Below are 23,926 nucleotides of genomic sequence, written 5' to 3' on the forward strand. Positions count from 1 at the left end.
GGCTAAACTGTCAGTTGATCTTTTAAAGAATCCAGACTCTTCTCACCAATACCTGAAACTTTTGTGAGATCGTGCAACTGTTTAAATTCCCCATTTTTCTCTCGAAAGGCAATAATTTTCTCAGCTTTTTTGGGACCAATTCCAGAAACATTTTTAAAATCTTCAGCAGTTGCAGTATTAATATTGACCACTTTTTTATCACCACCACCATTACTGCCAGTTGCACCAGAATTATTTGCACTGCCCTTCTCGCCGATAACAGGTACATAAACTTGCATTTGGTCCGTTATTCGCTTAGCCTGATTCAATTGTTTCAAATCAGCAGTCGATATTGCTCCTCCAGCCATCTTCAGTGCATCTTGAACAATTGCTCCCTTTTTAAGTCGGTAGACCCCAGGCGTTTTTACCGCTCCTTGAACATCCACGATTAAAATATCAGACTTAGATTCTTTGTTATTTTTCACTTGTGGTTTTTTATCCACCTTTGGGGATTCAGTCTTAATGTCATTTTTCACTTCCGAATGTTCTTTATGCGTGAAAAAATATCCGCTTCCTAAAAATAACACCATTAATCCCAATAAAATATAACCTCGATTACGTTTACAATAATCAAAAACTTCTATCATTTTTATCACCTCAATTAGAAAGTACGAAAAAAACAGTTCTTTCTCAATTTTGGTTATAAAAAAAGGCTAGATATTTTTCTGTGGTACACATCCAAAAAAATATCTAGCTTTTTGATTATATTCAATTTTAAATAATACAGCACTTTTTATCATCATTTTGTTTTTTCAAGATAATTAATCGCATCATTGAGACTCTTGACTGGAACAATCTTCATCTTAGTATGCAATTTCTTAGCAGCACGTAATGCTAAATGATAATTGTTAACGTAATGTGGATCATACTTCTTAATTTCTTTAGTTACTGGATCATCTGGTGCGAAGAAAATCGTTGCTCCCTCCTCTGAAGCAGCATAAACTTTCTTTTCAATCCCGCCAATTGGACCGACAGTTCCATCTGGATCAATTGTTCCGGTACCAGCAATTGTCCGGCCAGCCTTTAGATCCTTGTTAGCAACTTGAGAGTAAACTTGCAATGTAAACATCAAACCAGCTGAAGGTCCTCCGATATTACCAGCATTGATCTTAGTTGGCGGATTACCCACCGCCTCGGTATTATCGGTTAAAGTAATACCCAATCCATAGCGTTTTAAACTTGGCAACTTAACTAATTTACCAGAAGCTGATTTCTGCTTGTCATCACGCATGAAATTTATTTTGACCTTCGAATGTTTATCTTGTTTCTTAACATACTTAATAAATTGATCAGCATTATTAAAATGATAACCATTAATAGAAGTAATTGTATCGCCAACTTCTAACTTATTCTTAAAGTCAGAGTTATCTGTAACATTCAATACATAAACACCTAAATACTTTTTGGTAAATTGTTTATCAGCCTTGGAATAAGCTGCCTGAATAGCGTTATTTTGTGCTGACTTCATAGCATATCTTTGAACCTGAAAATACTGCTGACTATTTTCATCACCCATTAAATCTTGTTGCGAGTAAACTGTTTCAAAATTATTTCCTAATGACTTAAGCATCGTAAATGGTGTTCCAGTAACAATACCAACCGTCGTTAATAATAAATTACCCTTTTTCTTATCATGTTTACCAGCAACTTTAACGAACTGTGAAGTATCCTCGGCTGTACCAGGAACTTCCAAATAATAGCCAGTTGGCATCATAAAAAAAGCTACGACAATAATAAATATAAAAATAGCGCCAAAAACTTTATTTCTTGTTTTATTAAATTTCAAAATAGGCTAGTCCTTCCTATACTTCTCTATCAACGCTTGTGCCACTGCCGGAGGAACAAAGCCTGAAATATCCCCGCCAAAACTTGCCACTTCTTTCATCATTGATGAAGATATCGTAGCATACTTGCTATTTGCTAGCAGAAATATAGTTTCAATTTTCTTATCTAAAATCTGATTAATGGCCGCAACACCAGATTCATATTTAAAATCATCCGCTGTTCGCATAGAACGTACCAAGAAGTTGACACCCAGCTTTTCAGCCAACTTAACAGTTAATTCACCTTTGGCATCAACCACTTCAACGTTGTCCAAATCAGTTATCTCTTTTTCAATGAAAGCTTTTTTCTCTTCATAAGTAAACAAGTACTTCTTGGAAGTATTAGTCATTGGTGCAACATACAATTTGTCAAACAACTTGGCTGCTCGACGAATAATATCCAAATGACCATAAGTAATAGGGTCAAAACTTCCCACAAAAAGTCCAATCTTTTGTGACATACTATCCTCCAAATTGATACAACGCTACTTTCGTATCCTTATAACGTTTTTCCTTTAATAACTCGATACCGTCAAAATCACCTAAATCAATATCATAATCAGTCTCATCTACGATAATCGCATCAGGATTTAACAAATTCTGTTCAACCATATCTTTAATGATTTGCTCAGTTATTTTCATCCGATAAGGTGGATCTAGGAAAACTAAATCAAATTTAATACCATCAGCCGCAAATTTTTGTAATGCTTCAGTAGCTGCTGTTTTCATAATGACAAAACTGTCTTCAGCATGGGTCTTTTCAATATTTTCTTTAATTGTATTAATAGCCTTATACGCTTTATCAACTAAATATGCCTTTTCATACCCACGGGACACGGCCTCAATACCTAAACTACCAGTACCAGCGAATAAGTCCAAAGCCACTCCATCAACCATATATGGTGAAATCATACTAAAAACAGCTTCTTTAACTTTAGCTGAAGTGGGACGGGTATTATTGGTTGGGACTGCTTTTAAATTTAAACCACGAAATTTTCCAGAAACAACTTTCATTAATCTTCCTCATCAGTGCTATTTGATTTTAAAACAAAATGCTCGTCTAGCTCTTTACGATGAGCTAAAGCCACGCGTTTTACATAATTTTTGGCAATCAATTCTTTTTTAATTTCCGATGCTCGATTTGAATTAACATACAGCATCACATATTTCATTTTTGGAGAAGTGTAATAAATCGTACCGTAACGTTGTAATTTTTTTCTCCATTTTAATGAGTAGACCCAGACGTACAATGCCTGACGCTCTACCTTTTTATACATAAAATCACCTTTTTTTCATTTTCTCAAATTTAGCCGTGGTCTCAAGGTTTAAAACAATCCCTAGAGCAACGGACAAGATCAGCATACTAGAACCACCATAACTAATAAATGGCAAGGTAACACCGGTCAATGGAATCAAGCCGAGCAAGCCACCGACGTTTAAAATAATTTGGGCCAAGATCATCGTTGCAACACCATAATAAACTAACGAATTGTAAGTCTTCTTAGATCTAAAGCCTAAAGAAATCATTCTAAGAATCATAATCAACAACAATCCTAGAATTAATGCCACACCGACAAAACCCAGCTCTTCACTCACAATCGACATAATAAAATCAGTGTGCGGCTCCGGTAAATAGCCACGCTTTTGGATACTATTTCCCAATCCAACACCGAAAATACCACCGTTACTAATAGCATAAAATGAATTAACTAATTGTGCTCCGGCCTTTTGTTCCAATAAGAATGGATGTTGCATAGCTAAAAACCGTTGGTACGCATAGTTATGTTTCACAAACCCGGGTGGGAACTTCGTTATTACTACAATCATACTAGTAAATAAGACAAGTAAAGTTCCACTTAATTCTGCAATCAAACGACCGGGAATAGTTGATGACGATACTAAAACTAAAGTAATCAATGATAAAATCAACGCACCACCAATATCAGGCTGTAATAGAACCATGATAATGATTGAACCAACAACAATCAAAGGTTGAAAAACTTCGCGAAATACTTCACGCCAACCTTGTTTTTTAATCAAACGATTTTGCTTATTTGTCAAAACCAGTGCTAAAAACATTATTAAAAACAGCTTAGATAACTCAAGCGGTTGAAAGTTGAAAAAACCTAAGTTAATCCATGCCGAAGCCCCATTAATACGACTGCTAGGTACCAAGTAGGCTCTAGCTAACAAATAAAAGAGCGACAACACTGTAACCAGCATCACAATGCTCAAAATCCGCTGATTTTTAAGTATTTTCTCTTTTAGCATAAATGTTATGTAACACAGAAAAAGACCCAATACTGCGTAAATGGCTTGTTTTATCAAATACTGATCAGTTTTACCACCAGCAACTAAGGCATTATAAAAACTGGCCGAATAAACCATGACGATTCCAATACCCAAAAGCAAGATATATGGAACAACTATCCATAAGTCGATTTTCCTTAATTTTTTCACATTGTTCTCCTAAAATCTGATAATAAGATTATACCACCAAGTTAAACCATACAAAAACTGTTGGCAAAACTTAGATTCACTGTCGAAGTTTCGAAACTTATTTTAATCTCATATCACTTGCAACACTCGTTTGAAAAACAGTTCAACTTTGATTATATCAAAAAAGAGGCTCCAGACTTTCGTCATGGGCCTCTTTTAATAAACTAATTACTTAGTATTTTTCTTTTGTTTGTCAAACTTCTTACGTTCGTTTGTGTTCAAGATCTTCTTACGTAATCTAACACTTTCAGGTGTTACTTCACAAAGTTCGTCTTCGTTTAGGAATTCGATTGATTGTTCTAGTGACATATCCTTAGGTGTCTTGATAGCAGCAGCGTGGTCTTTACCAGAAGCACGAGTATTTGTAAGGTTCTTACCCTTTGTAACTGTAACGGCGATATCTTGGTCACGGCTACTTTCACCAACAATCATACCTTCGTATACATCAACACCGGCACCGATGAATAATGTACCACGATCTTCAACTGATTGTAGTGAGTATGTAGTTGATGGACCTTGGTTAATTGAAACCAAAGCACCAGTTCTTCTACCTGGATTCCAGTTCTTAACAACTGGCTTGTATTCTGAGAATGTATGGTTCAAAATACCGTAACCACCAGTCATTGAAAGGAATTCTGTTGAGTAACCAATCAAACCACGTGAAGGTGCAGAGAAAATAAGTTTTGTTTGACCATTTCCTGTACTTTCCATGTTAACCATGTCACCTTTTCTTTGTGACATTGAATCAATAACTGAACCAACGTATTCGTCAGGTGTATCAATAGTTACCTCTTCAAAAGGTTCACACTTTTGGTTATCAACTGTCTTGTAAATAACTTCTGGACGTGATAGTTGCAATTCGAAGCCTTCACGACGCATTTCTTCAACAAGGATTGACAAGTGAAGTTCACCACGACCTGAAACCATCCAAGCACCAGCTTGGTCAGTATCTTCAACCTTCAATGAAACATCAGTATGTAGTTGTTTCTTCAAACGGTCTTCGATCTTTCTAGCAGTAACTTCTGTACCTTCACGACCAGCGAAAGGTGAATTGTTTTGTAGGAACATCATCTTCAATGTTGGTTCATCAATACGTAGCAATGGAAGTGCTTCTTGATGATCAACTGGTGTAACAGTTTCACCAACGAAAATATCTTCCATACCAGAAACAGCAATTAAGTCTCCGGCTTTAGCTTCATTGATTTCAACACGGTTCAAGCCCATGAAACCAAATAACTTAGTAACACGGAAGTTCTTTGTAGAACCATCAAGCTTCATAACAGTAACATTGTCACCAACCTTGATCTTTCCACGGAAGACACGTCCAATACCAATACGACCAACGTAATCGTTGTAATCTAGCAAGGCAACTTGGAATTGTAGAGGTTCGTCTGAGTTGTCGATTGGTGCAGGAATTGTCTTCAAAATTGTATCAAACAATGGGTTCATTGTGTGTTCTTGATCAGCAGGATCATCTGAGTAACTTGATGTTCCGTTAATAGCTGAAGCATAAATAACAGGGAAATCAAGTTGTGAATCGTCAGCACCTAATTCGATAAATAGTTCAAGAACTTCGTCAACTACTTCAGCAGGACGAGCACCTGGTCTATCAATCTTGTTAATAACAACGATAGGTGTTAAATGTTGTTCCAAAGCTTTCTTCAAAACAAAACGTGTTTGAGGCATTGTACCTTCATATGCATCAACAACTAGAAGTACACCATCAACCATCTTCATGATACGTTCAACTTCACCACCGAAGTCCGCGTGTCCTGGTGTATCCAAAATATTGATCTTCTTACCTTGGTAATCAACAGCCGTATTCTTAGAAAGGATTGTGATACCACGTTCTCTTTCAATAGCATTTGAATCAAGGGCACGATCTTGAATTTCATAGTGCTTTCCTAGTGTGTCTGATTGTTTTAACATTTCGTTAACTAATGTAGTCTTACCGTGGTCAACGTGAGCGATGATCGCAATGTTTCTAATATCTTCTCTTCTCTTAGTCAAGTTAGTTCTTCCTTCCGTAAATACGTGTTTAAATTACTTTGCAATAAAAAAACTGTGAATGACTGTCACAGTTCACTAACGCGCTTTAAGTGTCTTTAGTGCTTCAGAAACAACTTTCTGAGTACCAACTATTACGACTTGTGATTCTAACATATTTATTGGGGCACCGTCAATACTTACGACACTCATCCCTGCTGCCTCACACATAACGCGTCCAGCGGCTAAATCCCATGGTGCTAAGTATGACATATACATGACTTCTTTGCCAGTCAACAGATGACCGAAAATAATTCCGGCACTACCGTAAACGCGAAAGCCACTGCTCTTTTTAATGACGTCTTGAACAGCAAACTTATTTGCCAAAGCCATTGGAGCAGATACATCAACCAAACCTTCCACCAAGGGCAAATTCTTTGGATTATCAATTTTTCGATCATTGATAAACAAACCAATTTCTTTGCCACCGTGATAAATTTCATTACTCATAACGTCTATGATAGCACCATTTAATGGTTCACCGTCAATGTAAGCGCCAATCATTGATGCAAAATTATCTCCGCGTTTAACAAAATTCATTGTTCCATCAATAGGATCGACAAAGAAAACCAGGCCTGACATATCTTTGACCAAATCGCCATAACCCTCTTCACTGACGATTGTAGCCTCAGGATAAGCATCCTTAATTTTACCATTGATATATTGCTCAGTTTTCTTGTCAAAATTAGTTACTAAGTCGTTACGATTTTTTTTAGTTGCAACTGACATCTTTTTAATTGAGTCTTCTCGAAGAAACTTGCCAACTTTAGTAAGCAATTCAACTAAAAAAGCATCAATTTCTTTACTATCTACTTGCATTTCGAATCCTGACTTTCTCACTATTTTTTGCTTGTTGACATTGTTTGAAAACTTGATAAATTGAATAACCAGACTCTAGTTCAAATTCCCGATCCAAACGCTTTTGTTCCATTTTCATTGGAACAACCTGTTGAAATGAGCGATACTTCTGCAAAAATTCATCCCTCTTAACACCAGACTCATAAGCTTTTTCTACCGCATTATACAATGCAATCACAGTCACAATATCTGCTTGCGTCCAGGCTTCATCAAGTGGATAACTATAATTCTCTTGCATACAATAAACCCCTCTCATTTTTCAAATACAATCAAAGGTTGAACACTGCCGCCTCCAAGAGCAAGGAATTTAGGTCCCCACAGCGACCTAAATTCCTTGCTCTTTCCGGCTAATTCATTTTTCAATTTAATAATGAATAATTTTATTATTACATCATTGATTACTCTAGTGCAGGATATAAAGTAGATATCTATTCATAAGATATCTACTTTTACCAGTATCCCTTTTACAGAATAACCAAGTGGAAGAGCTGATAAATAGTCACTGGCTGTGAAAGTGGTGTTAGTGCTTTAACACTTACAACACCGAGCGCGTTTGAAGACTCGCTGGTTTTGCGAGGCCTCAAACCGAGACTTGAGACATCGGCTCAAGTCAGTCCGCACAGCCAGTGACTATTTATCAGCTCTGGAGCCGGAACCCTTAATCAACCTTTAGTCTACTATACAAAAAAAGCGATGTAATTGCATCGCTTTTTTGGTTAATTAATTCATTTAGTATACGAAACGATATTATTTCGGTTTCTAAATAAGTTTTCTCTAAATATGTGTTGGATAACCAATCAAAATATCGGCAGCTTCTTGAATTGGTTCGCCTAATGTTGGATGTGGATGAATTGTAAGAGCAATATCTTCCGCATTCAATTGACAATTTACAGCAACACTCAATTCAGAAATCAAATCACTGGCACCTGGTCCAACAATTTGACCACCCAATAATGTACCGGTATCCTTTTGAGCTACTAATTTAACAAATCCTTCAGCAGCATCCAATGAAACGGCACGAGCATTACCAGCAAATGGGAATTTAGCTACTTTTACTTCAATATTCTTATCTTTAGCATCTTGTTCTGTCAAACCGACACTAGCTAACTCAGGATCAGTGAAACAAACGGCAGGAACGCCAATGTAATCATTTGCTGTATTCTTACCAGAAATTGCTCCAGCAACTGTCTTAGCTTCAAAGAAAGCTTTGTGAGCCAAAGCTGGACCTGGAGTAATGTCACCAATGGCATAAATGTGATCAACTGAAGTCTTTCCTTGTTCATCGACTTCGACCAGACCTCTGTCAGTTGTTTTAACATTTGTCATTTCCAAGCCAAAGTTATCTGTGTTAGGACGACGACCAACAGTTACCATACAGTAGTCAGCACTAAGAGTTGTTGGTTTACCGTCAACTTCATATGTAACATCGACGCTATCACCTTTATTTTCACTCTTCTTAGCCATGGCATTAGTAATAATCGTAACGCCTTTTTTCTCAAGGTTCTTTTTAACGATTGAAACCATATCTTTTTCAAAATTAGGAATAATGCTTGGTGAGCCTTCAAGAATTGTAACGTGTGAACCAAGGTCGGCATAAGCACCAGCTAATTCAGTTCCGACATAACCACCACCAATGATGATGAATTCCTTAGGAACTTCTTTCAAATTCAAACCACCGGTTGAATCAATCACACGATCATCAAACTTGAAACCTCTAATTTCAATAGGACGACTACCAGTTGCCAAAATCAAATTCTTAAACTTGATGGTTTGACCACCACCGTTATCCATAAATTGTCTAGGACCACTTGGCATAACACGTAATTGTGTATCACTGTCCAAATATGCTTCACCATTGATTAATTCAACGTGATGTTTCTTCAAAAGCATTTGAACACCGCCAGTCATTCTGGCAACAACTTTTTCATCTTTCCAAGCTTGCGTCTTGGTAAAGTCAATTGTGGCATCACTTGTGGTAATTCCGTATGTTGAAGAATCTTTAGCTTGTTGAAGTCTGTGTCCAGCTGTAATTAAAGCTTTTGATGGAACACAACCAACATTTAGACAAACACCACCAACGGTATCAGACTTTTCAATTACGGTAACATCTTGTCCAAGTTCTGAAGCTCTGATTGCGGCAACGTAACCACCAGGGCCTGAACCAATAATAACGGTATCTTTTTCTATTACGTTTTCTGCCATTTTAATTTAGCCCTCCATTAATAACATATCTGGATCATGCAACAATTTCTTCAAGAGATTTAAAGCATTTTGGGCTAAGGCACCATCAATCAATCTGTGATCATAGCTCAATGATAACTTCAACATATTACCTACTTGAATATTGCCATCTTCATCAACATATGGTTCTTTAGCAATCTTACCAACACCAAGAATTGCAACTTCTGGGTAATTGATAACTGGTGTGAACCAGCCACCACCGATTGAACCAACGTTACTGATTGTAATAGAACCACCACTCATCTTATCCATGCTTAACTTGTTGTCGTAAGCAGCTTGACTATTTTCAGTGATTTCTTTAGCAATTTCAAACATACCTTTAGAATCAACGTTCTTAACATTTGGAACGTATAATCCATGTTCAGTATTTGTTGCAATACCGACGTTGTAATAATGCTTGTAGACGATTTCTTCAGTTGAATCATCAATTGAAGCATTTAATTCTGGATATTCTTTCATAACGGCCACTAAGGCTTTGACGATATATGGCAAGAATGTCAAATGAATACCTTTATCAGCAGCAATTGCCTTATATTTCTTTCTATTGGCCATCAAAGCTGAAACTTCAACATCATCAAAACTTGTAACGTGTGGAGCTGTGTGCTTGCTTGTCAACATTGCCTTTGCAATAGCTTTTCTTGTAAGTGACATCTTTTCACGAGTTTCAAGTTCAGGTGTAGCTGATTTGTAAGGGGTAATTGGTTGTGCAGGTGCACTGGCATTTGCTGCAGGTGCAGCTGGAGTACTAGCTGAAGCAGGAGCTGCTGCAACTGGATTACCACTCTTATAGGAGTCAACATCCGCTTTCGTGACTTGACCATGTTTACCACTTGGTGTAACAGCAGCAAGATCAACTCCTTGATCACGGGCATATTGACGAACTGATGGCATTGCTAAGTAGTTTGTATTTGCCGAACCAGTAGCGGGACCAGCAGGTTGTGCAGGTGTTGATGAAGCAGTCTCAGGAGCTTGTGCTGCTTTCTCTTCTGCCTTTGGAGCTGATGTTTCATCATCGCCACTGTCAGGAGAACCATCGTCAATTACGATCAATGTATCACCGATTTCTACGGTATCTCCTTCTTTAGCTACAATTTGTTTAACAGTCCCAGCAACAGGAGATGGTAGTTCTTCAACGGATTTATCATTTTGAATTTCTACTAAGGAGTCATCTTCTTTGACAGTATCTCCCTCTTTTACTAGCCAGCTAGCAATCTCACCTTCGGCCATACCTTCGCCAAGCTCTGGTAATTTAAATTTGTATGCCATAGTTTTGTCCCTTCCTTCGATTAATTAGTAGTTGAGAATTTCATTTACTTTTTCTTCAATTTCTTTAGCACGTGGAATCCAGATGTCTTCACCAAGAGCAAATGGATAAACACTATTTGGAGCAGCAACTCTACCAACTGGTGCATCGAGAGAAAGAATGGCACCTTCAGCAATAGCTGAAGCAACTTGGGCACCAACACCCGCCATCTTTTGTGCTTCTTGGACGATTACAACTTTATGAGTCTTTTGAATAGATTTGAAAATTGTTTCGGTATCAATTGGTGAAACGGTTCTCAAATCGATTACTTCAACTGAAACATTCTTTTCAGCTAAAGTATCAGCCACTTTAAGAGCTTCATTTACTTCGGCACCATAAGCGACAATTGTAATATCGTTACCTTCACGAACAACGTTTGCTTTGTCCAAAGGTACAGTATATTTGCCATCAGGAATATCGTCTTTCATTGAACGATATAGCTTCAAGTTTTCCATAAATAGCACTGGATCGTTATTTTCAACTGATGAAATCAACAAGCCCTTTGCATCATATGGGTTACTTGGCATAACAACACGTAAACCAGGAATTCCGGTAAAGAAGTTTTCCAAGTTATCAGCATGCATTTCAGCTGTATGTGTACCACCACCATAAGGTGTTCTGATTGTTACAGGGGCATTTTTAAGTCCATCAAATCTAAAACGCATTCTAGCTAATTGACCAGCAATTTGATCAACCGCTTCAAATGAGAAGCCCATAAATTGAATTTCAGGAATTGGACGCCAACCAGTTAAACCTAAACCAGTTGCTAATCCTAAAATACCTGATTCAGCTAAAGGTGTATCGAAGACACGGTCCTCACCATATTTATCTTGAAGTCCTTGAGTAGTTCTGAAAACACCACCATTTTTACCAACATCTTCACCGAAGATCAATGTTTTTGGATCGTCTTCCAGAACAATGTCTAAGGCATCTGTAATTGCTTGAATGTAAGTTTTCTTAGCCATTTTTACTTCGACTCCTTTGCTTCAAATTTATCAATTTCTTGTTTCATTTCTGGAGTTGGAATTTCAAATGTACGTTTCAACATATCGGAAACTTTATCAGGAGCAACGTTATCTGCTTCCTTAATAGCTTCCTTAAATGAAGCTTTGTATTCATCAACTAATTTATCTTCTTGTTCTTCTGACCAAAGTCCTTTATCTTCAAGAACTTTTCTCAAACGAATCAATGGATCCTTTTCGAACCAAGGTTGTTCTTGTTCCTTAGTTCTGTAACGCTTAGGATCATCACCAGCACTTGAGTGAGCACCGAAACGATATGTCAAGGTTTCAATCATAACTGGACCATTACCAGCTACCATGTAATCACGGGCAGCTTTAGCAACAGCATAACAAGCTAAGATATCCATCCCATCAACTTGGACACTTGGAATACCTGCAGCAACAGCTTTTTGAGCTAGAGTTGGAGCAGCAGTTTGTTTAACACGAGGTGTTGAAATTGCAAAACCATTATTTTGAACAATGAAAAGAACTGGTGCTTGATAGGCACCGGCAAAGTTCATACCTTCGTAACTATCACCTTGAGAAGTACCACCATCACCTGTATAAGTGAAAGCAATTGTATCTTCTTCTTTATTCTTCTTAATACCTAAACCAACACCGGCAGCTTCAACATAAGCAGCACCGATAATGATTTGTGGCATCATTGAACGAGCTTTAAATTTATTACCAACAACGTGGCCTCTTGACCAAAGATATGCTTCAGTCACAGTTGCACCGTGTTGAATCAATTGAGGAACATCACGATAAGCTGGAAGCAAGTAATCTTGTTTCTTCATTGCCAAAACAGTTCCCATCTCGGAAGCTTCCTCACCTTCAGTAGGTGCATAGAATCCCATACGTCCTTGACGTGAAAAGTTCATTGTTTGTTCGTGTAGTGCACGCTCCCAAACCATCTTCTTCATAAATTCAACTAAATCATCATCAGAAAAAGTATCAAAGATCTCTTGATCTGTTATTTCAGCGTTTTCATTCAAAACTTGAATGGGTTTTGAAACATTCGATAAGTTATTCTTAATTGCTTCAAAATCAACAATTGGTTTATTTGCCATTCTCCACAGTCCTTTCATAAAAAAACTCATCCCTTGTGAACATTGTAAGGGTTTTCATATAATTTTAGTCTAACATTGATCTGCCAAAAAACAAGTGGTTTAGGCATTCATCAACGAAAAAAATTTTCCTAATTGCTTGTGAAAAAAGTAACTATTTTTCCAAATTTATTTCATTTTCAGAAGTTCCCTTAGTCAATTCTGACATCATGGAATTCAATGAAATAGTAGCCATGTTCTTAACTGCCTTGGTCGTATAGAACGCGATATGTGGCGTTAAAATGAACCTTGGACTTTGAATAACTTTTTCCAAAAGCTGGTCTGAAAATTCAGCATCCGTTAAGTCAGTATTAAAAATACCCACTTCATTTTCATAAACATCCATCACAGCACCATATAGCTTGCCATTCGCTACGGCCTCATAGAGATCCTTCGTATTGATCAGATCGCCACGAGCGGTATTTACGACAATGGCGTTATCTTTCATTTCAGAAATGGAATCCTTATTGATGACAGTGTGTCCCTTGCCCATACTTGGAATATGCAAAGTGACAACATCCGACTCCTTTAAAAGAGTGTCAAGACTATCAACATAAAGTCCCTCTTTGTCAATTTCGGGATTGTGAAATTTATCGAAAGCGATTACTTTTGCGCCAAATCCTTGATAAATTTTTATTGCTGCTCGACCAATTCTCCCAGTTCCGGCAACCCCGACAGTCAATTGATTTAACTCACGACCAATATCAGGTACCCAACGGAAATCATGTTGGTCCACCTTTCTGATCATATGCTTCATGTTACGTAGCAAAGCCATCAAACCAGTAACTGAATACTCGGCAATAGCTTCTGGTGAATAACTAGGAACATTGGTTAGACGGATATTATTACGCTTTAAGGCCTCAAAAGGAACATTATCAACACCAACATTTCTCAACGAAATAACATGAATCCCATATTCATTCATCGCATCAAAAATCTTTTCATCATATGGCAATTGCTGATAAGCAACGATTCCATCAAATCCTTGTGCCATTTTGACTGTTTCAGGGGTCAAAAGATCAGTGACGATTTTTACTTCAACATCATTGTCTTTTGACCATTCTTGAATGTATTTCTTCTCATCTTCTCTGACACCAAAATCAATTAACTTCATAAGCTAACCTCCAATGATCAACATTTTTATGTAACCTCATGAAATCGGTAACATATACGTTATATATTTTAGCATGTTGGAGATTATTATCACAAAGATATAACCTATAGTTTCCGTCTCCAGAGCTGAAAAATAGTTACTAGCTATGCGGAACGCTTCGAGCCAAGGTCTCGAAGCTCGGTTTGAAGCCTCGCAAAAAACGCGAGTCTCCAAACACGCCCGGTAGTGTAATGGCTAAAGCCATAACGCCACTCTCACAGCTAGTAACTATTTTTCAGCTCTTCCGACTCTTGATATTATTCAGGTCGTAGTATATGAAGAATTTTTTCTTAAAGTCAAAAGTTCCTAAGCAATCTTTAAATTCTGCCACTACTGACATTTAAAAAGTAAAATTAATATTTACCGTATCTGTTAATATCTATTTTTCAATATTATTCATTAACTAAAAAATCAACTAGCCGGAAGGAACAGAAATTTTGGTCGCTGTGAAGGTGGCGTTAGCACTTTAGTGCTTACACCACGGGACGACTTTTGAAATTCGCGTACCTTGCGAAGTTCAAAATCGAGGTTCGAGACCTTGGCTCGAACCGGTCCCCATAGCGACCAAAATTTCTTGTTCCTGGAGGCGGCATATTTAAACAATCCCTTGTTGCAAACGTTTACTTAACCCAAAACACTAAAAATTTTGTCAATTATTTCTATTTTCAGAGAAAAATAATCTATAATAGATATACTAAGGTATTTTTGTACAATTAAACATTTGGAGGAAACTATGTATTTTATGAAAGATATCGTCCGTGATGGCGATCCCGTTTTAAGAAAAGTTGCTAAAAAGGTCCAATTTCCACTAAGTGATGAAGACAAAGCATTAGCTGCTAACATGATGGAATATTTGGTTAAAAGTCAAGATGAAGAATACGCTGAAAAGCACCAATTAAGAGCTGGTGTTGGTTTGGCTGCACCTCAAGTTGGTGTTTCTGAAATGATGGCTTCTGTCCTCGTTCCTAATGAAGACGACCCAGACAAGCCTTTACTAAAAATTACTTTGATCAATCCGGTTATTGTTCGAAATTCAGTTCAAAGAGCTGCTCTTTCTGAAGGTGAAGGTTGCCTTTCAGTTGATAAAGATGTCCCTGGTTTTGTACCACGTGCTGACAGAATTACTATTAAATATGATGATTTTGAAGGTAACTCACAAACATTACGTGTTAGAGACTACCCTGCTATCGTTTGCCAACACGAAATTGATCACTTAAATGGTCACTTATACTACGATAAGATCAGTAAGACATCCCCATTTGATCTTGACCCAAGTACAGTCGTTATTTCGTAATACTTCTATATAATATGTATTACCGAAAAATCTCAATATACTACTACCAGAACACGTTAAGTATACTTACCTTAATAGATATGGTAGAATTGTGCTATCTATTGATTAATGCGCAAATGGACTAGAAAAAAAGACAAATGAAACTGACTTGTTTCATTTAATTCGATTAAAGGAGAAATTTAATATTGATTTATAAAGTTTTATATCAAACAAGCGAACTAGATAACCCCCGTCGTGAATTTACACATTCACTTTACATGGACGCAGACTCAAGTATTGCCGTGCGTCAAGCAGTCGAAGACAACACTGACTACGACATTGAATTTATTCAGGAACTCGATGAACAACACCTCGAGTACGAAAAGAAGAGCCCTGACTTTAAGTTGACGGAGTTTTAATTAATGTCGTTTAAAGTAAAAAATAATGAAGTTGCCGTTTTTGCCATCGGGGGCCTTGGCGAAATCGGTAAAAATATGTATGGAGTTCAATATCAAGACGAATTGATCGTTATTGATGCCGGAATTAAGTTTCCTGAAGACGAACTTCTCGGAATTGACTATGTCATTTCTGATTACAGCTACTTAGTAGAAAACAAGGATAAGATTAAGGGTCTATTTATCACCCATGGTCACGAAGATCATATTGGTGGTATCCCTTATCTTCTCCAACAGCTTCCTAATATTCCTGTTTATGCTGGTCCACTTGCATGTGCATTAATTAAAGGTAAATTGGAAGAACATGGTTTACTAAGAACAACTGAATTGCACGTCTTACACGAAGATGATGTTATCAAATTCCCTAAGACAAGCGTTTCATTCTTTAGAACAACTCACTCAATCCCTGATACCTTGGGTATTGCCGTTCACACACCTCAAGGAATTATCGTTGAAACTGGTGACTTTAAGTTTGATTTGACACCAGTTGCGGGATTACCTTCCCCAAACTTACAAAAGATGGCTGCACTTGGTGCCAAAGGTGTTTTATGTTTACTATCTGATAGTACAAACGCTGAAATTCCAACCTTCTCTAAGTCAGAACGTTCTGTTGGTTTAACTATCCATCAAATATTTGAAACAATTCAAGGTCGTATCATCTTTGCTACCTTTGCTTCAAACATTTATCGTATTTCTCAAGCGGTCGATGCTGCGATTCAACAAGGTCGTAAGATCGCGGTCTTCGGACGAAGCATGGAAGGTGCGATTGAAAACGGTCGTGAACTTGGATACTTAAATATCCCTGACGACATATTGATTGATCCTCATGCTTTGAACAAAACACCCGCTAGTGAAACTTTGATTTTATGTACTGGATCACAAGGTGAACCATTAGCTGCTTTGAGTCGTATCGCTAACGGTACTCACAGACAAATCACAATTCAACCAGGCGACACAGTTATTTTCTCAAGTAATCCTATCCCTGGTAACACAATCAGTGTTAACCACTTGATCAACCAACTTTCTGAAGCTGGTGCCGAGGTCATTCATGGTAAAGTTAATAACATCCATGCTTCTGGTCACGGTGGTCAAGAGGAACAAGAATTGATGCTTCGCTTGATGAAACCTAAATTCTTCATGCCAATTCACGGTGAATACAGAATGTTGAAGATTCACACTGAATTAGCTGAATTGTGTGATGTGCCACAAGATCACTCCTTCCTTTTGGAAAATGGTGATGTTCTAGCACTAACTAAAGATTCAGCTCATGTGGCTGGTCACTTCCCTGCTGGCGATGTTTACGTCGATGGTAAAGGTGTTGGTGACATCGGAAATGTTGTTATCCATGACCGTCAAGTTCTTTCTGAAGAAGGAATGGTTGTCGTCGTTGCAACAATCGATTATCAAAAACATATTGTCTTAGCTGGACCAGATATTCTTTCACGTGGTTTTGTATACATGCGTGAATCTGGTGAATTAATCAATCAAGCACAAAAACGTGTCTTCCACTTGATTAAGAATGCTTTTGACAATGACGAGAACGAAAAAGTTACTGAAGCAACATTGAAACGTATCATCATTGAAGGATTACAAGAATTCTTGTACAAACGTACAGCTAGAAATCCTGTCATCTTACCAATGTTAATAGGAACTTCAATCTAAAGAAGATCATTTGATCTTCTTTTTTTATTTAAAGGGATTCAACATGAGTAGAACAAACAAAGTAGAAATCATCCTCAATCATCACGCTGGTAATGGACATGCTCAAAGTGCCTGTCGTAAAGTTACCAAGTTTCTCGACCAAATCAATTTAAATTACGAAATTCATGCTACTAAAACTGATGGTGACGGCGTTAGAATTGCTAAAATTTTAGCTAACCAACAAGTTCCAAATGTTAAAATTGTCGTCATTGGTGGTGATGGCACACTTAATCAGTGCGTTAATGGTATTAAACAATCTAATTTTCCTAACACCCCACTAGGTTATATTCCTGGTGGTTCTGGTAATGATTTCAGTCGTGGTATCAAACTAAAAATCAAAAATCCAGTTCACTTAATGCAAGCTATTCTTTCCTTAGAGCAGCCACGTCCAATCGATATTGGTCAAGCAACTGGTCCAAACTTTTCGCATTACTTCATCAATAATATTGGTATTGGTTTTGATGCTAGTACGGTTTACTATACTAACCATTCGGCTCGAAAAGAATTTCTTAACAAATTACGTCTAGGGACTTTGTCATATTTAACTAATCTGTTAAAAGCAATTACCCGTCAACCGGCCTTTAAACTAGATGTCGACTATGACGAACAGTACAAACACTTTGACTCGGCATATATTGTTGTCGCCACTAATCATCCTTATTTTGGCGGCGGTTTCGCTATTGACCCCACTGCTAATCCTTTTAATCATCATTTAAATTTAGTGGTCGTTAAAAAAATTACTGGGTTAACTTTTGCCAAACTACTAACGAAGTTGTTGACGGATGGTTCCCATTTACAAGATAAGAACGTCTGGCATATCGAACGAACAGATTTCACACTCCACAGTTCTCCCAAACAATTTGGACAAATGGACGGCGAGGAACTGGATAAACATAACTTTGATTTACACTTCCAAGTTGACCAACATCTCTTTTGGTTGCCGGTTAGTGCAGAATAAAATAATATGACTTAGTTTCATTTTAAAAAAAGGACTTATACAAAAATATTTAATTTCAAATATTAAATTAGCTTACACAAATCTATACAAGAATGCTTTTGGTTTTGTCGTAGCTTCTGTTCTTTGCACTATTTTATTTGAAAAGAAAAAATCAAGAAAGAAGAATAATAATGTAAACAAATAGACAACCATCCGTAAAAATCAACGGCGGTTGTCTATTTGTCGTTCAATCGATAAGCACTTCACTATCCAACGCTTACGAGGATTGCACCATTTCCACTTAATATAGTTAGCCTAAAAAATAAATGTAATCATATTTCTCCACCCAAATCATGGAGAATCATCATAACATTTCTAACAATTATTTCACTATCTATTTTGCATCCTGTTGCAACCCATCCTATCAAAACATTTAAAAGACCTCCAGTTGCAAATTGAACACCCAAACTAATTTGTAAATCGGTTTTCCAATTCCTCCAAGATGCTGGAAATTCATCCATTTTTTCAGCGAAGCTTTTAGTAAAAGCTGAAGTGAAATAATCAGTCAAGTGTGCTCTGATTAAAACCTTAATAATGCTTTGTTTCTTCTGAAAATAGTCTAAAAAGACCTTTAATATTTCATCAAAGGTTGTCGTTGTTGTTTCCATAGCAGTTACCGCATATCCCTGGATCATATCATTAATAAGTTCTTCTAAAACTTCTTCTTTGGTGGCGTAGTACCGATAGAAAGTTGGACGAGATATATCCGCTGTAACAACAATTTGCTTAACAGTAATCTCTTCCAAATCATAATCTTTTAAAAGCTCTATTAAAGAATCCTTTATCCATTGTTTTGTTTGTTTTTGCATTCGCGTTACATTTTCTACCGATGTGTCTCTATCCATTACACTCACCTCTATTTTATTAAAATCACGGGTTTATTAATGGCTCTATATAAATATTTGAATAATAATACTCTCGAAACAAACAAGGAACGGGAGTGATAACTATGAAAAATATTAGTTCTGGTAAGAAAACCGCAATAATTATTACAATGTCCATTATTGGTTTCTTAGTAATCCTAGATACTAGTATTATGAACATTACTTTACCCAAGATTCAGACAGCCTTTAATGTATCTTTAAACGACTTATCATGGTCAATTAATATTTACGCAATTCTATTTGCCTCACTGTTAATTCCATTGGGACGTTTAGGTGACATGTTTGGCAGAGTGAAATTACTCAATATAGCACTTTTGACTTTCCTGATAGGATCAATTGTCAGTGGAACTTCAAGTAACTTAACTATTTTATTAATTGGTCGAACTATTCAAAGTATTGGTGCTGCAACAATGTTACCCGCAGCTATGCTCATTTCTTTAAATATCGCCACTAAAGAAGAACGCTCAAAAGTTGTAGCTATTTTAGGTGTAACACAAGCACTTGGTTCAGCTATGGGACCAGCTATTGGTGGTATTATCTCACAATTTTTTGACTGGCACTGGGTATTTCTCATTAATATACCAATTGTCATTATTTTACTTATGAGCACTTTATCAACATTATCAATGAAAAATGAACTAACCAAGAGTGTGAAATTAGATACTATTGGTACATCCCTAATTGTTGGAACACTTCTATTAATGACATCCGCTTTAGTAAACGGACGTGACTGGGGTTGGACAAGTTTTAGAACTCTGGGGTGTGGTATCAGTTCCATAGTTTTATTTTTACTATTTATCGTATGTGAAGTCAGAACCAAAGATCCAATTATTCCAATGAACCTATTCAAAAATCGTGATTTTGTTGCATCAATCGCTAGTATTTTAGTAGCATTTATTACTTTAGCTAGTTTCATCGGTATTCTACCAACATACTTAACAAAAGTAACAGATGTTTCACAGTTAAAAGCAGCTTTTCTTATAACTCCAATGTCCATTGCACTACTAATTTTTAATCCACTGTCTATTGCTCTTATTGGAAAAATATCTAATAGAATTTTAGTTGGAATAGGAATTTTTGCTTCAGGAACAGGTATTTATATGTTGAGTAATCTGAATGTAACTAATAACTGGAATCAACTGTACATAATAGATATTATTATTGGATTTGGAATTGGATTCATTAGTGGTCCGGCATTGACGGTTGGTATCGCTGAACTCCAGGGCACCGAGTTAACCGCTGGTCAAAACGTTCTAAATGTTATGAGAAATATCGGTATTATTATTGGTATGGCATTCTTCCTTTCCATGTTAAGTGGTAATATAACCGATGCTAAACACGAAACTTACAATTATGCAGTCGGACAAGTTAATAAAATTGATTTACCACATAGCTCCAAAACAAAAATAAAAAACAAATTACACGATAAATTAATTTCAAGTGATAATAATAATGTAAATACGCCTAGCAAGGTTGAAAGCAATACAATCAATGATTCTAAGAGAAATGAACTAATTAACGAAACATATACTAAAGTTGTTGCTCAAAAGCAAATGGCACTTGGCATGAGTTTGCCACCAGCAGCCAAAGCAGAAATTCGTCAAACAGTCACCACCGCAGTTAATAAGAAAGTAAACAAACTTAATAGAGAAATTAGACATACGACAAGACGCATAAAAAATCACTTGCATGATAAGTTAACAGATTCGTTTCTTAACTTATATGCAATTGAATATCCTTTAGTTCTAGCTAGTCTTGTTATTGTATTTATCTTTAAAAGAAAACACGCTTAAATTATCTAAAATAAGGTTATTTCTCAAGTTTGGTTAGAATATAAATGGTAAAAAAAATAAGAATTAATAAATACCGATGTTACAGGAATTTATTAATTCTTATTTGCTGTCTCATTATAAGCAAGCACCTAATAACCGACCGTGTTGAAAAGTAAAAATACGAAAACTAATCATAATTTTTTTCCTTTAATTTAGTTATTTTTTCGAATTAATTATTTTTAGCATTTAAATCATTTGGTTCATTTATATCAGTTAGAATTTGATTTAGCCACTCACCATTAGATGTTTCTCGTGTAAATAACACTGGAATCCTGGTAGGTAACGAAATAAACTTTAATTTTCTAAACTCCAATTGAACCAATATTAAACCAATCACTGTCAGCAAAGATATTATTGCTCCAAATATTTGGATAAACGTATTCCTATACTGAATAGTAATAACACCATTACCCTTCAAAGAAATTTCTGTCAATCCATTGCTGGACAGCTTCGGAACAGTCGACTCTACATTTTTTCCATATACTGATGATTGATAACCTTTGTAATAGATCAATGGTAATTGAACTTTAGCGACATTTTTATACGTATTAAAATTAAAGGTAATTGATTGATGGTTTAATGCAACATTACTTATGCGCATTTTATTAGATTTATATTCTATTGGACGTTTCTTATGATTTAAAATATTAGAATACTTTACTTGTTCCGGTAAGTATTCGTGCCCTGCACCAATATAGTAACTATCTACATTATCGAATTCACTATACGATTCTAATCGATCTTGTGATTGAATGACAGTCTGCTGACCTAAAGCAATGGCATTAAAAATAATAAAACTAACCACAGAATATTTGATAACCTTTTTACTAAAAATATGTAAATCATCATTAACAATTAAATATGTAACAAGAAGCGATATCACTGAGAAAAATCTCCATGGGAATTGGATCATTGCAAAAATGGAATGGTCGAAAAATTTCCATGGAAACAAATCAGTGCACGTCCAAAATAAAAATAAAGCAATTAACGTAATATCCATATTCTTATTATGCCGCAAATTATAAAACCCATATATAAACAATGCCAGTAATATAACGATTCCTAAATTGACTGTCCGGGCATGAAAAACTTGATTACCCAAACTATTAAATAATAAATTCTTTATCGGTATTACTTCATTAGCAATGTTTATCAATGGGTCGGTTGTCAAAGCATACTTTTGATTTTTCATTTGCTCTAATATTGGCAAATAAATACCTGCACTAATACTTAGAGTTAACAAAGCAGCTTTAGTAATGGCAAACATACGCTGTTTATTCAAAAATACTCTAAGATTTATTATCACAAACATACTAGAAAACAAAACCATCATAAATACTGAAATAGTATGTGAACACATGACGCCAGCCATTGCAAATGCTAGTACATACCACTCATTGGTTTGACCATTTTTCAGCTTTAACATTTCAGATAAAACTAATGGAAAAAACATCATTCCCATCAATTCACCCAAATCTTGACGGCTAAACAAAGTTTGCAATCTATAAGCATTCAAAGTATACATTAGCGTAAACAATAATGATTTCTCAGTAGAAAAATCCATTCTATTACCTGCAATGTAACCTAAAAACAATGTAAAGAAGTTGATTAATACAAGCGTGGATAAATATGACGTTACAGCTGAAGCACCAACCAATTTCAAAAATGCGGCTGGATAAAGAAAGACATCAGGATAAAATAAGCTTGACGCATAACCATATCCGCCAACAAAATATCCATTTACCTTAGGTAGAAAATCAAAACTTCTAATGGAACTAGCCAAGGCTTCAATTCTATCAAGATGGTAATGAAAATCTCCTGTGGCAAAAATATATCCATAATGCCAGTCGACGATACCAACTATCAAAATACTAATCACAAAAAATAAAATTGGTATTAAATATTTTTTTCCTATTGTTTTAATCATAGTTTTCACACTTTAATTATCCTATATTTAGAAAAGAGTTTTTTTCACTAGATCTACAACTTGTGGATTTTGTGGCAAATCGGAATGCTCTGCGTTACTACCTGTGACAGTTACAACAGTGTAATTTTTTACTACCTCTTGAAAAACATACTTTTCAGCCGCGGCACTATTAACTGGTACTAATCCGTCTGTACTGTAATTTTGCGCCCCAGTCACTGCAGTAACTTCTAAGCTCTTAGGTAAATTCTTTCGATATTTAATAAAATCAGCTAGCATTTGAGTCTGTTCTGTTATGGATTGGTTGTTCAAATTAAATGGAGCTCCCAGCGTCATAAACTTCTGTACCCTTACTCCTAATCCAAGTGCATCATGCTCTAAAAAATATGTATAAATCAAGCCACCATTAGAATGTCCTAAAGCATCGAAATGATTAAAGTGATAACGAATAATTAATTGTTCTAAAGCTACTCTTAACCATTCTGCTTGTTTCTTGATATTCGAATATCCATCTTGATTATCAGCGAATGCAATAACAATTACTGGATGTTTTCCGTGTAAATTAGTTGTGCCAGAATAAGTTATTTCATTATTCGTCTGCACGGTTAATTTCAATAAATTGTGTTTTCGTCTGGATTTCTTATTCAATAATGTAACTAATGAATCAAAACGATTTTGAGTCGCATTACTACCAGGAATCATTATCACCGGATCCATTTTGGAAAAATGTTGCTGCTCTAATTCTTGCTTATTTTTCACCGCCCAATTGTGACTTACCAAAAGCAAAATAA

General features: G+C 36.1%; 22 protein-coding genes. 5 read left to right on the forward strand and 17 right to left on the reverse strand.

Going from position 1 to position 23,926, the window contains the following annotated elements:
* Positions 1–2: 2 nt before the first annotated feature.
* The 14 genes from D1B17_RS07415 to D1B17_RS07480 all read right to left on the reverse strand — a co-directional run bounded on the left by D1B17_RS07415 (position 3) and on the right by D1B17_RS07480 (position 14,030).
* Positions 3–626 carry a helix-hairpin-helix domain-containing protein gene (locus tag D1B17_RS07415; RefSeq protein WP_120142295.1) on the reverse strand — a complete coding sequence of 208 codons (624 nt, stop codon included), beginning with the start codon at positions 624–626 and terminating at the stop codon, positions 3–5.
* A gap of 152 nt (positions 627–778) precedes the next feature.
* Entirely contained in the window at positions 779–1,825 is a 1,047-nt protein-coding gene (locus tag D1B17_RS07420) for a SepM family pheromone-processing serine protease (RefSeq protein ID WP_120142294.1), read from the reverse strand.
* Positions 1,826–1,831: 6 nt separating this feature from the next.
* Positions 1,832–2,323 (reverse strand): pantetheine-phosphate adenylyltransferase, encoded by a 492-nt coding sequence (gene coaD, locus D1B17_RS07425; protein ID WP_120142293.1) that lies wholly within the window; start codon positions 2,321–2,323, stop codon positions 1,832–1,834.
* A gap of 1 nt (position 2,324) precedes the next feature.
* Complete coding sequence (gene rsmD, locus D1B17_RS07430) at positions 2,325–2,876, reverse strand: 16S rRNA (guanine(966)-N(2))-methyltransferase RsmD (protein WP_120142292.1); 552 nt, start codon at positions 2,874–2,876, stop codon at positions 2,325–2,327.
* Complete coding sequence (locus tag D1B17_RS07435) at positions 2,876–3,139, reverse strand: DUF2129 domain-containing protein (protein ID WP_120142291.1); 264 nt, start codon at positions 3,137–3,139, stop codon at positions 2,876–2,878. The genes rsmD and D1B17_RS07435 overlap by 1 nt, the downstream gene beginning before the upstream one ends.
* A gap of 4 nt (positions 3,140–3,143) precedes the next feature.
* Entirely contained in the window at positions 3,144–4,322 is a 1,179-nt protein-coding gene (locus tag D1B17_RS07440; protein WP_120142290.1) for an FtsW/RodA/SpoVE family cell cycle protein, read from the reverse strand.
* A gap of 207 nt (positions 4,323–4,529) precedes the next feature.
* The gene (typA, locus tag D1B17_RS07445; protein ID WP_120142289.1) at positions 4,530–6,371 is read right to left on the reverse strand and encodes a translational GTPase TypA; all 1,842 of its coding nucleotides are present in this window, start codon (positions 6,369–6,371) and stop codon (positions 4,530–4,532) included.
* A 75-nt stretch (positions 6,372–6,446) separates the two neighbouring features.
* A complete protein-coding gene (locus D1B17_RS07450) occupies positions 6,447–7,226 on the reverse strand; it encodes an inositol monophosphatase family protein (protein ID WP_120142288.1) in 780 nt (259 codons plus the stop codon).
* Complete coding sequence (locus tag D1B17_RS07455; RefSeq protein ID WP_120142287.1) at positions 7,213–7,503, reverse strand: UPF0223 family protein; 291 nt, start codon at positions 7,501–7,503, stop codon at positions 7,213–7,215. The genes D1B17_RS07450 and D1B17_RS07455 overlap by 14 nt, the downstream gene beginning before the upstream one ends.
* A 536-nt stretch (positions 7,504–8,039) precedes the next feature.
* Positions 8,040–9,467 carry a dihydrolipoyl dehydrogenase gene (gene lpdA, locus D1B17_RS07460; RefSeq protein ID WP_120142286.1) on the reverse strand — a complete coding sequence of 476 codons (1,428 nt, stop codon included), beginning with the start codon at positions 9,465–9,467 and terminating at the stop codon, positions 8,040–8,042.
* A 6-nt stretch (positions 9,468–9,473) separates the two neighbouring features.
* Complete coding sequence (locus tag D1B17_RS07465; RefSeq protein ID WP_120142285.1) at positions 9,474–10,772, reverse strand: 2-oxo acid dehydrogenase subunit E2; 1,299 nt, start codon at positions 10,770–10,772, stop codon at positions 9,474–9,476.
* Between the two features lie 24 nt (positions 10,773–10,796).
* Positions 10,797–11,774, reverse strand: coding sequence for an alpha-ketoacid dehydrogenase subunit beta (locus tag D1B17_RS07470; protein WP_120142284.1), 978 nt, complete (start codon positions 11,772–11,774; stop codon positions 10,797–10,799).
* A 2-nt stretch (positions 11,775–11,776) separates the two neighbouring features.
* Positions 11,777–12,880 carry a thiamine pyrophosphate-dependent dehydrogenase E1 component subunit alpha gene (locus D1B17_RS07475; protein ID WP_120142283.1) on the reverse strand — a complete coding sequence of 368 codons (1,104 nt, stop codon included), beginning with the start codon at positions 12,878–12,880 and terminating at the stop codon, positions 11,777–11,779.
* 151 nt (positions 12,881–13,031) lie between these two features.
* Positions 13,032–14,030: a D-2-hydroxyacid dehydrogenase gene (locus D1B17_RS07480; RefSeq protein ID WP_120142282.1), complete on the reverse strand. Its 999-nt coding sequence runs from the start codon at positions 14,028–14,030 to the stop codon at positions 13,032–13,034.
* 772 nt (positions 14,031–14,802) lie between these two features.
* Between D1B17_RS07480 and def the strand changes: the two genes are divergently transcribed.
* The 4 genes from def to D1B17_RS07500 all read left to right on the forward strand — a co-directional run bounded on the left by def (position 14,803) and on the right by D1B17_RS07500 (position 18,456).
* Positions 14,803–15,363 carry a peptide deformylase gene (def, locus tag D1B17_RS07485; protein WP_120142281.1) on the forward strand — a complete coding sequence of 187 codons (561 nt, stop codon included), beginning with the start codon at positions 14,803–14,805 and terminating at the stop codon, positions 15,361–15,363.
* A 185-nt stretch (positions 15,364–15,548) separates the two neighbouring features.
* Positions 15,549–15,761 (forward strand): DNA-directed RNA polymerase subunit epsilon, encoded by a 213-nt coding sequence (locus tag D1B17_RS07490; protein ID WP_120142280.1) that lies wholly within the window; start codon positions 15,549–15,551, stop codon positions 15,759–15,761.
* 3 nt (positions 15,762–15,764) lie between these two features.
* Complete coding sequence (rnjA, locus tag D1B17_RS07495; RefSeq protein ID WP_120142279.1) at positions 15,765–17,459, forward strand: ribonuclease J1; 1,695 nt, start codon at positions 15,765–15,767, stop codon at positions 17,457–17,459.
* Positions 17,460–17,502: 43 nt separating this feature from the next.
* Positions 17,503–18,456, forward strand: coding sequence for a diacylglycerol/lipid kinase family protein (locus D1B17_RS07500; protein WP_120142278.1), 954 nt, complete (start codon positions 17,503–17,505; stop codon positions 18,454–18,456).
* 311 nt (positions 18,457–18,767) lie between these two features.
* Here D1B17_RS07500 and D1B17_RS07505 read toward each other — a convergent pair whose 3' ends face one another.
* Complete coding sequence (locus D1B17_RS07505; protein WP_120142277.1) at positions 18,768–19,340, reverse strand: TetR/AcrR family transcriptional regulator; 573 nt, start codon at positions 19,338–19,340, stop codon at positions 18,768–18,770.
* 104 nt (positions 19,341–19,444) lie between these two features.
* On the opposite strand from D1B17_RS07505, the gene D1B17_RS07510 reads away from it, so the two are divergent.
* A complete protein-coding gene (locus D1B17_RS07510) occupies positions 19,445–21,172 on the forward strand; it encodes an MFS transporter (RefSeq protein ID WP_120142276.1) in 1,728 nt (575 codons plus the stop codon).
* A gap of 208 nt (positions 21,173–21,380) precedes the next feature.
* Here D1B17_RS07510 and D1B17_RS07515 read toward each other — a convergent pair whose 3' ends face one another.
* Both D1B17_RS07515 and D1B17_RS07520 read right to left on the reverse strand, forming a co-directional pair.
* Entirely contained in the window at positions 21,381–23,090 is a 1,710-nt protein-coding gene (locus tag D1B17_RS07515) for a glycosyltransferase family protein (RefSeq protein ID WP_137432116.1), read from the reverse strand.
* A gap of 75 nt (positions 23,091–23,165) precedes the next feature.
* Positions 23,166–23,894 (reverse strand): alpha/beta hydrolase, encoded by a 729-nt coding sequence (locus D1B17_RS07520; protein WP_166806643.1) that lies wholly within the window; start codon positions 23,892–23,894, stop codon positions 23,166–23,168.
* Between the last annotated feature and the right edge of the window lie 32 nt (positions 23,895–23,926).

Source organism: Companilactobacillus zhachilii (genome assembly GCF_003606365.2).
Taxonomy (GTDB): domain Bacteria; phylum Bacillota; class Bacilli; order Lactobacillales; family Lactobacillaceae; genus Companilactobacillus; species Companilactobacillus zhachilii.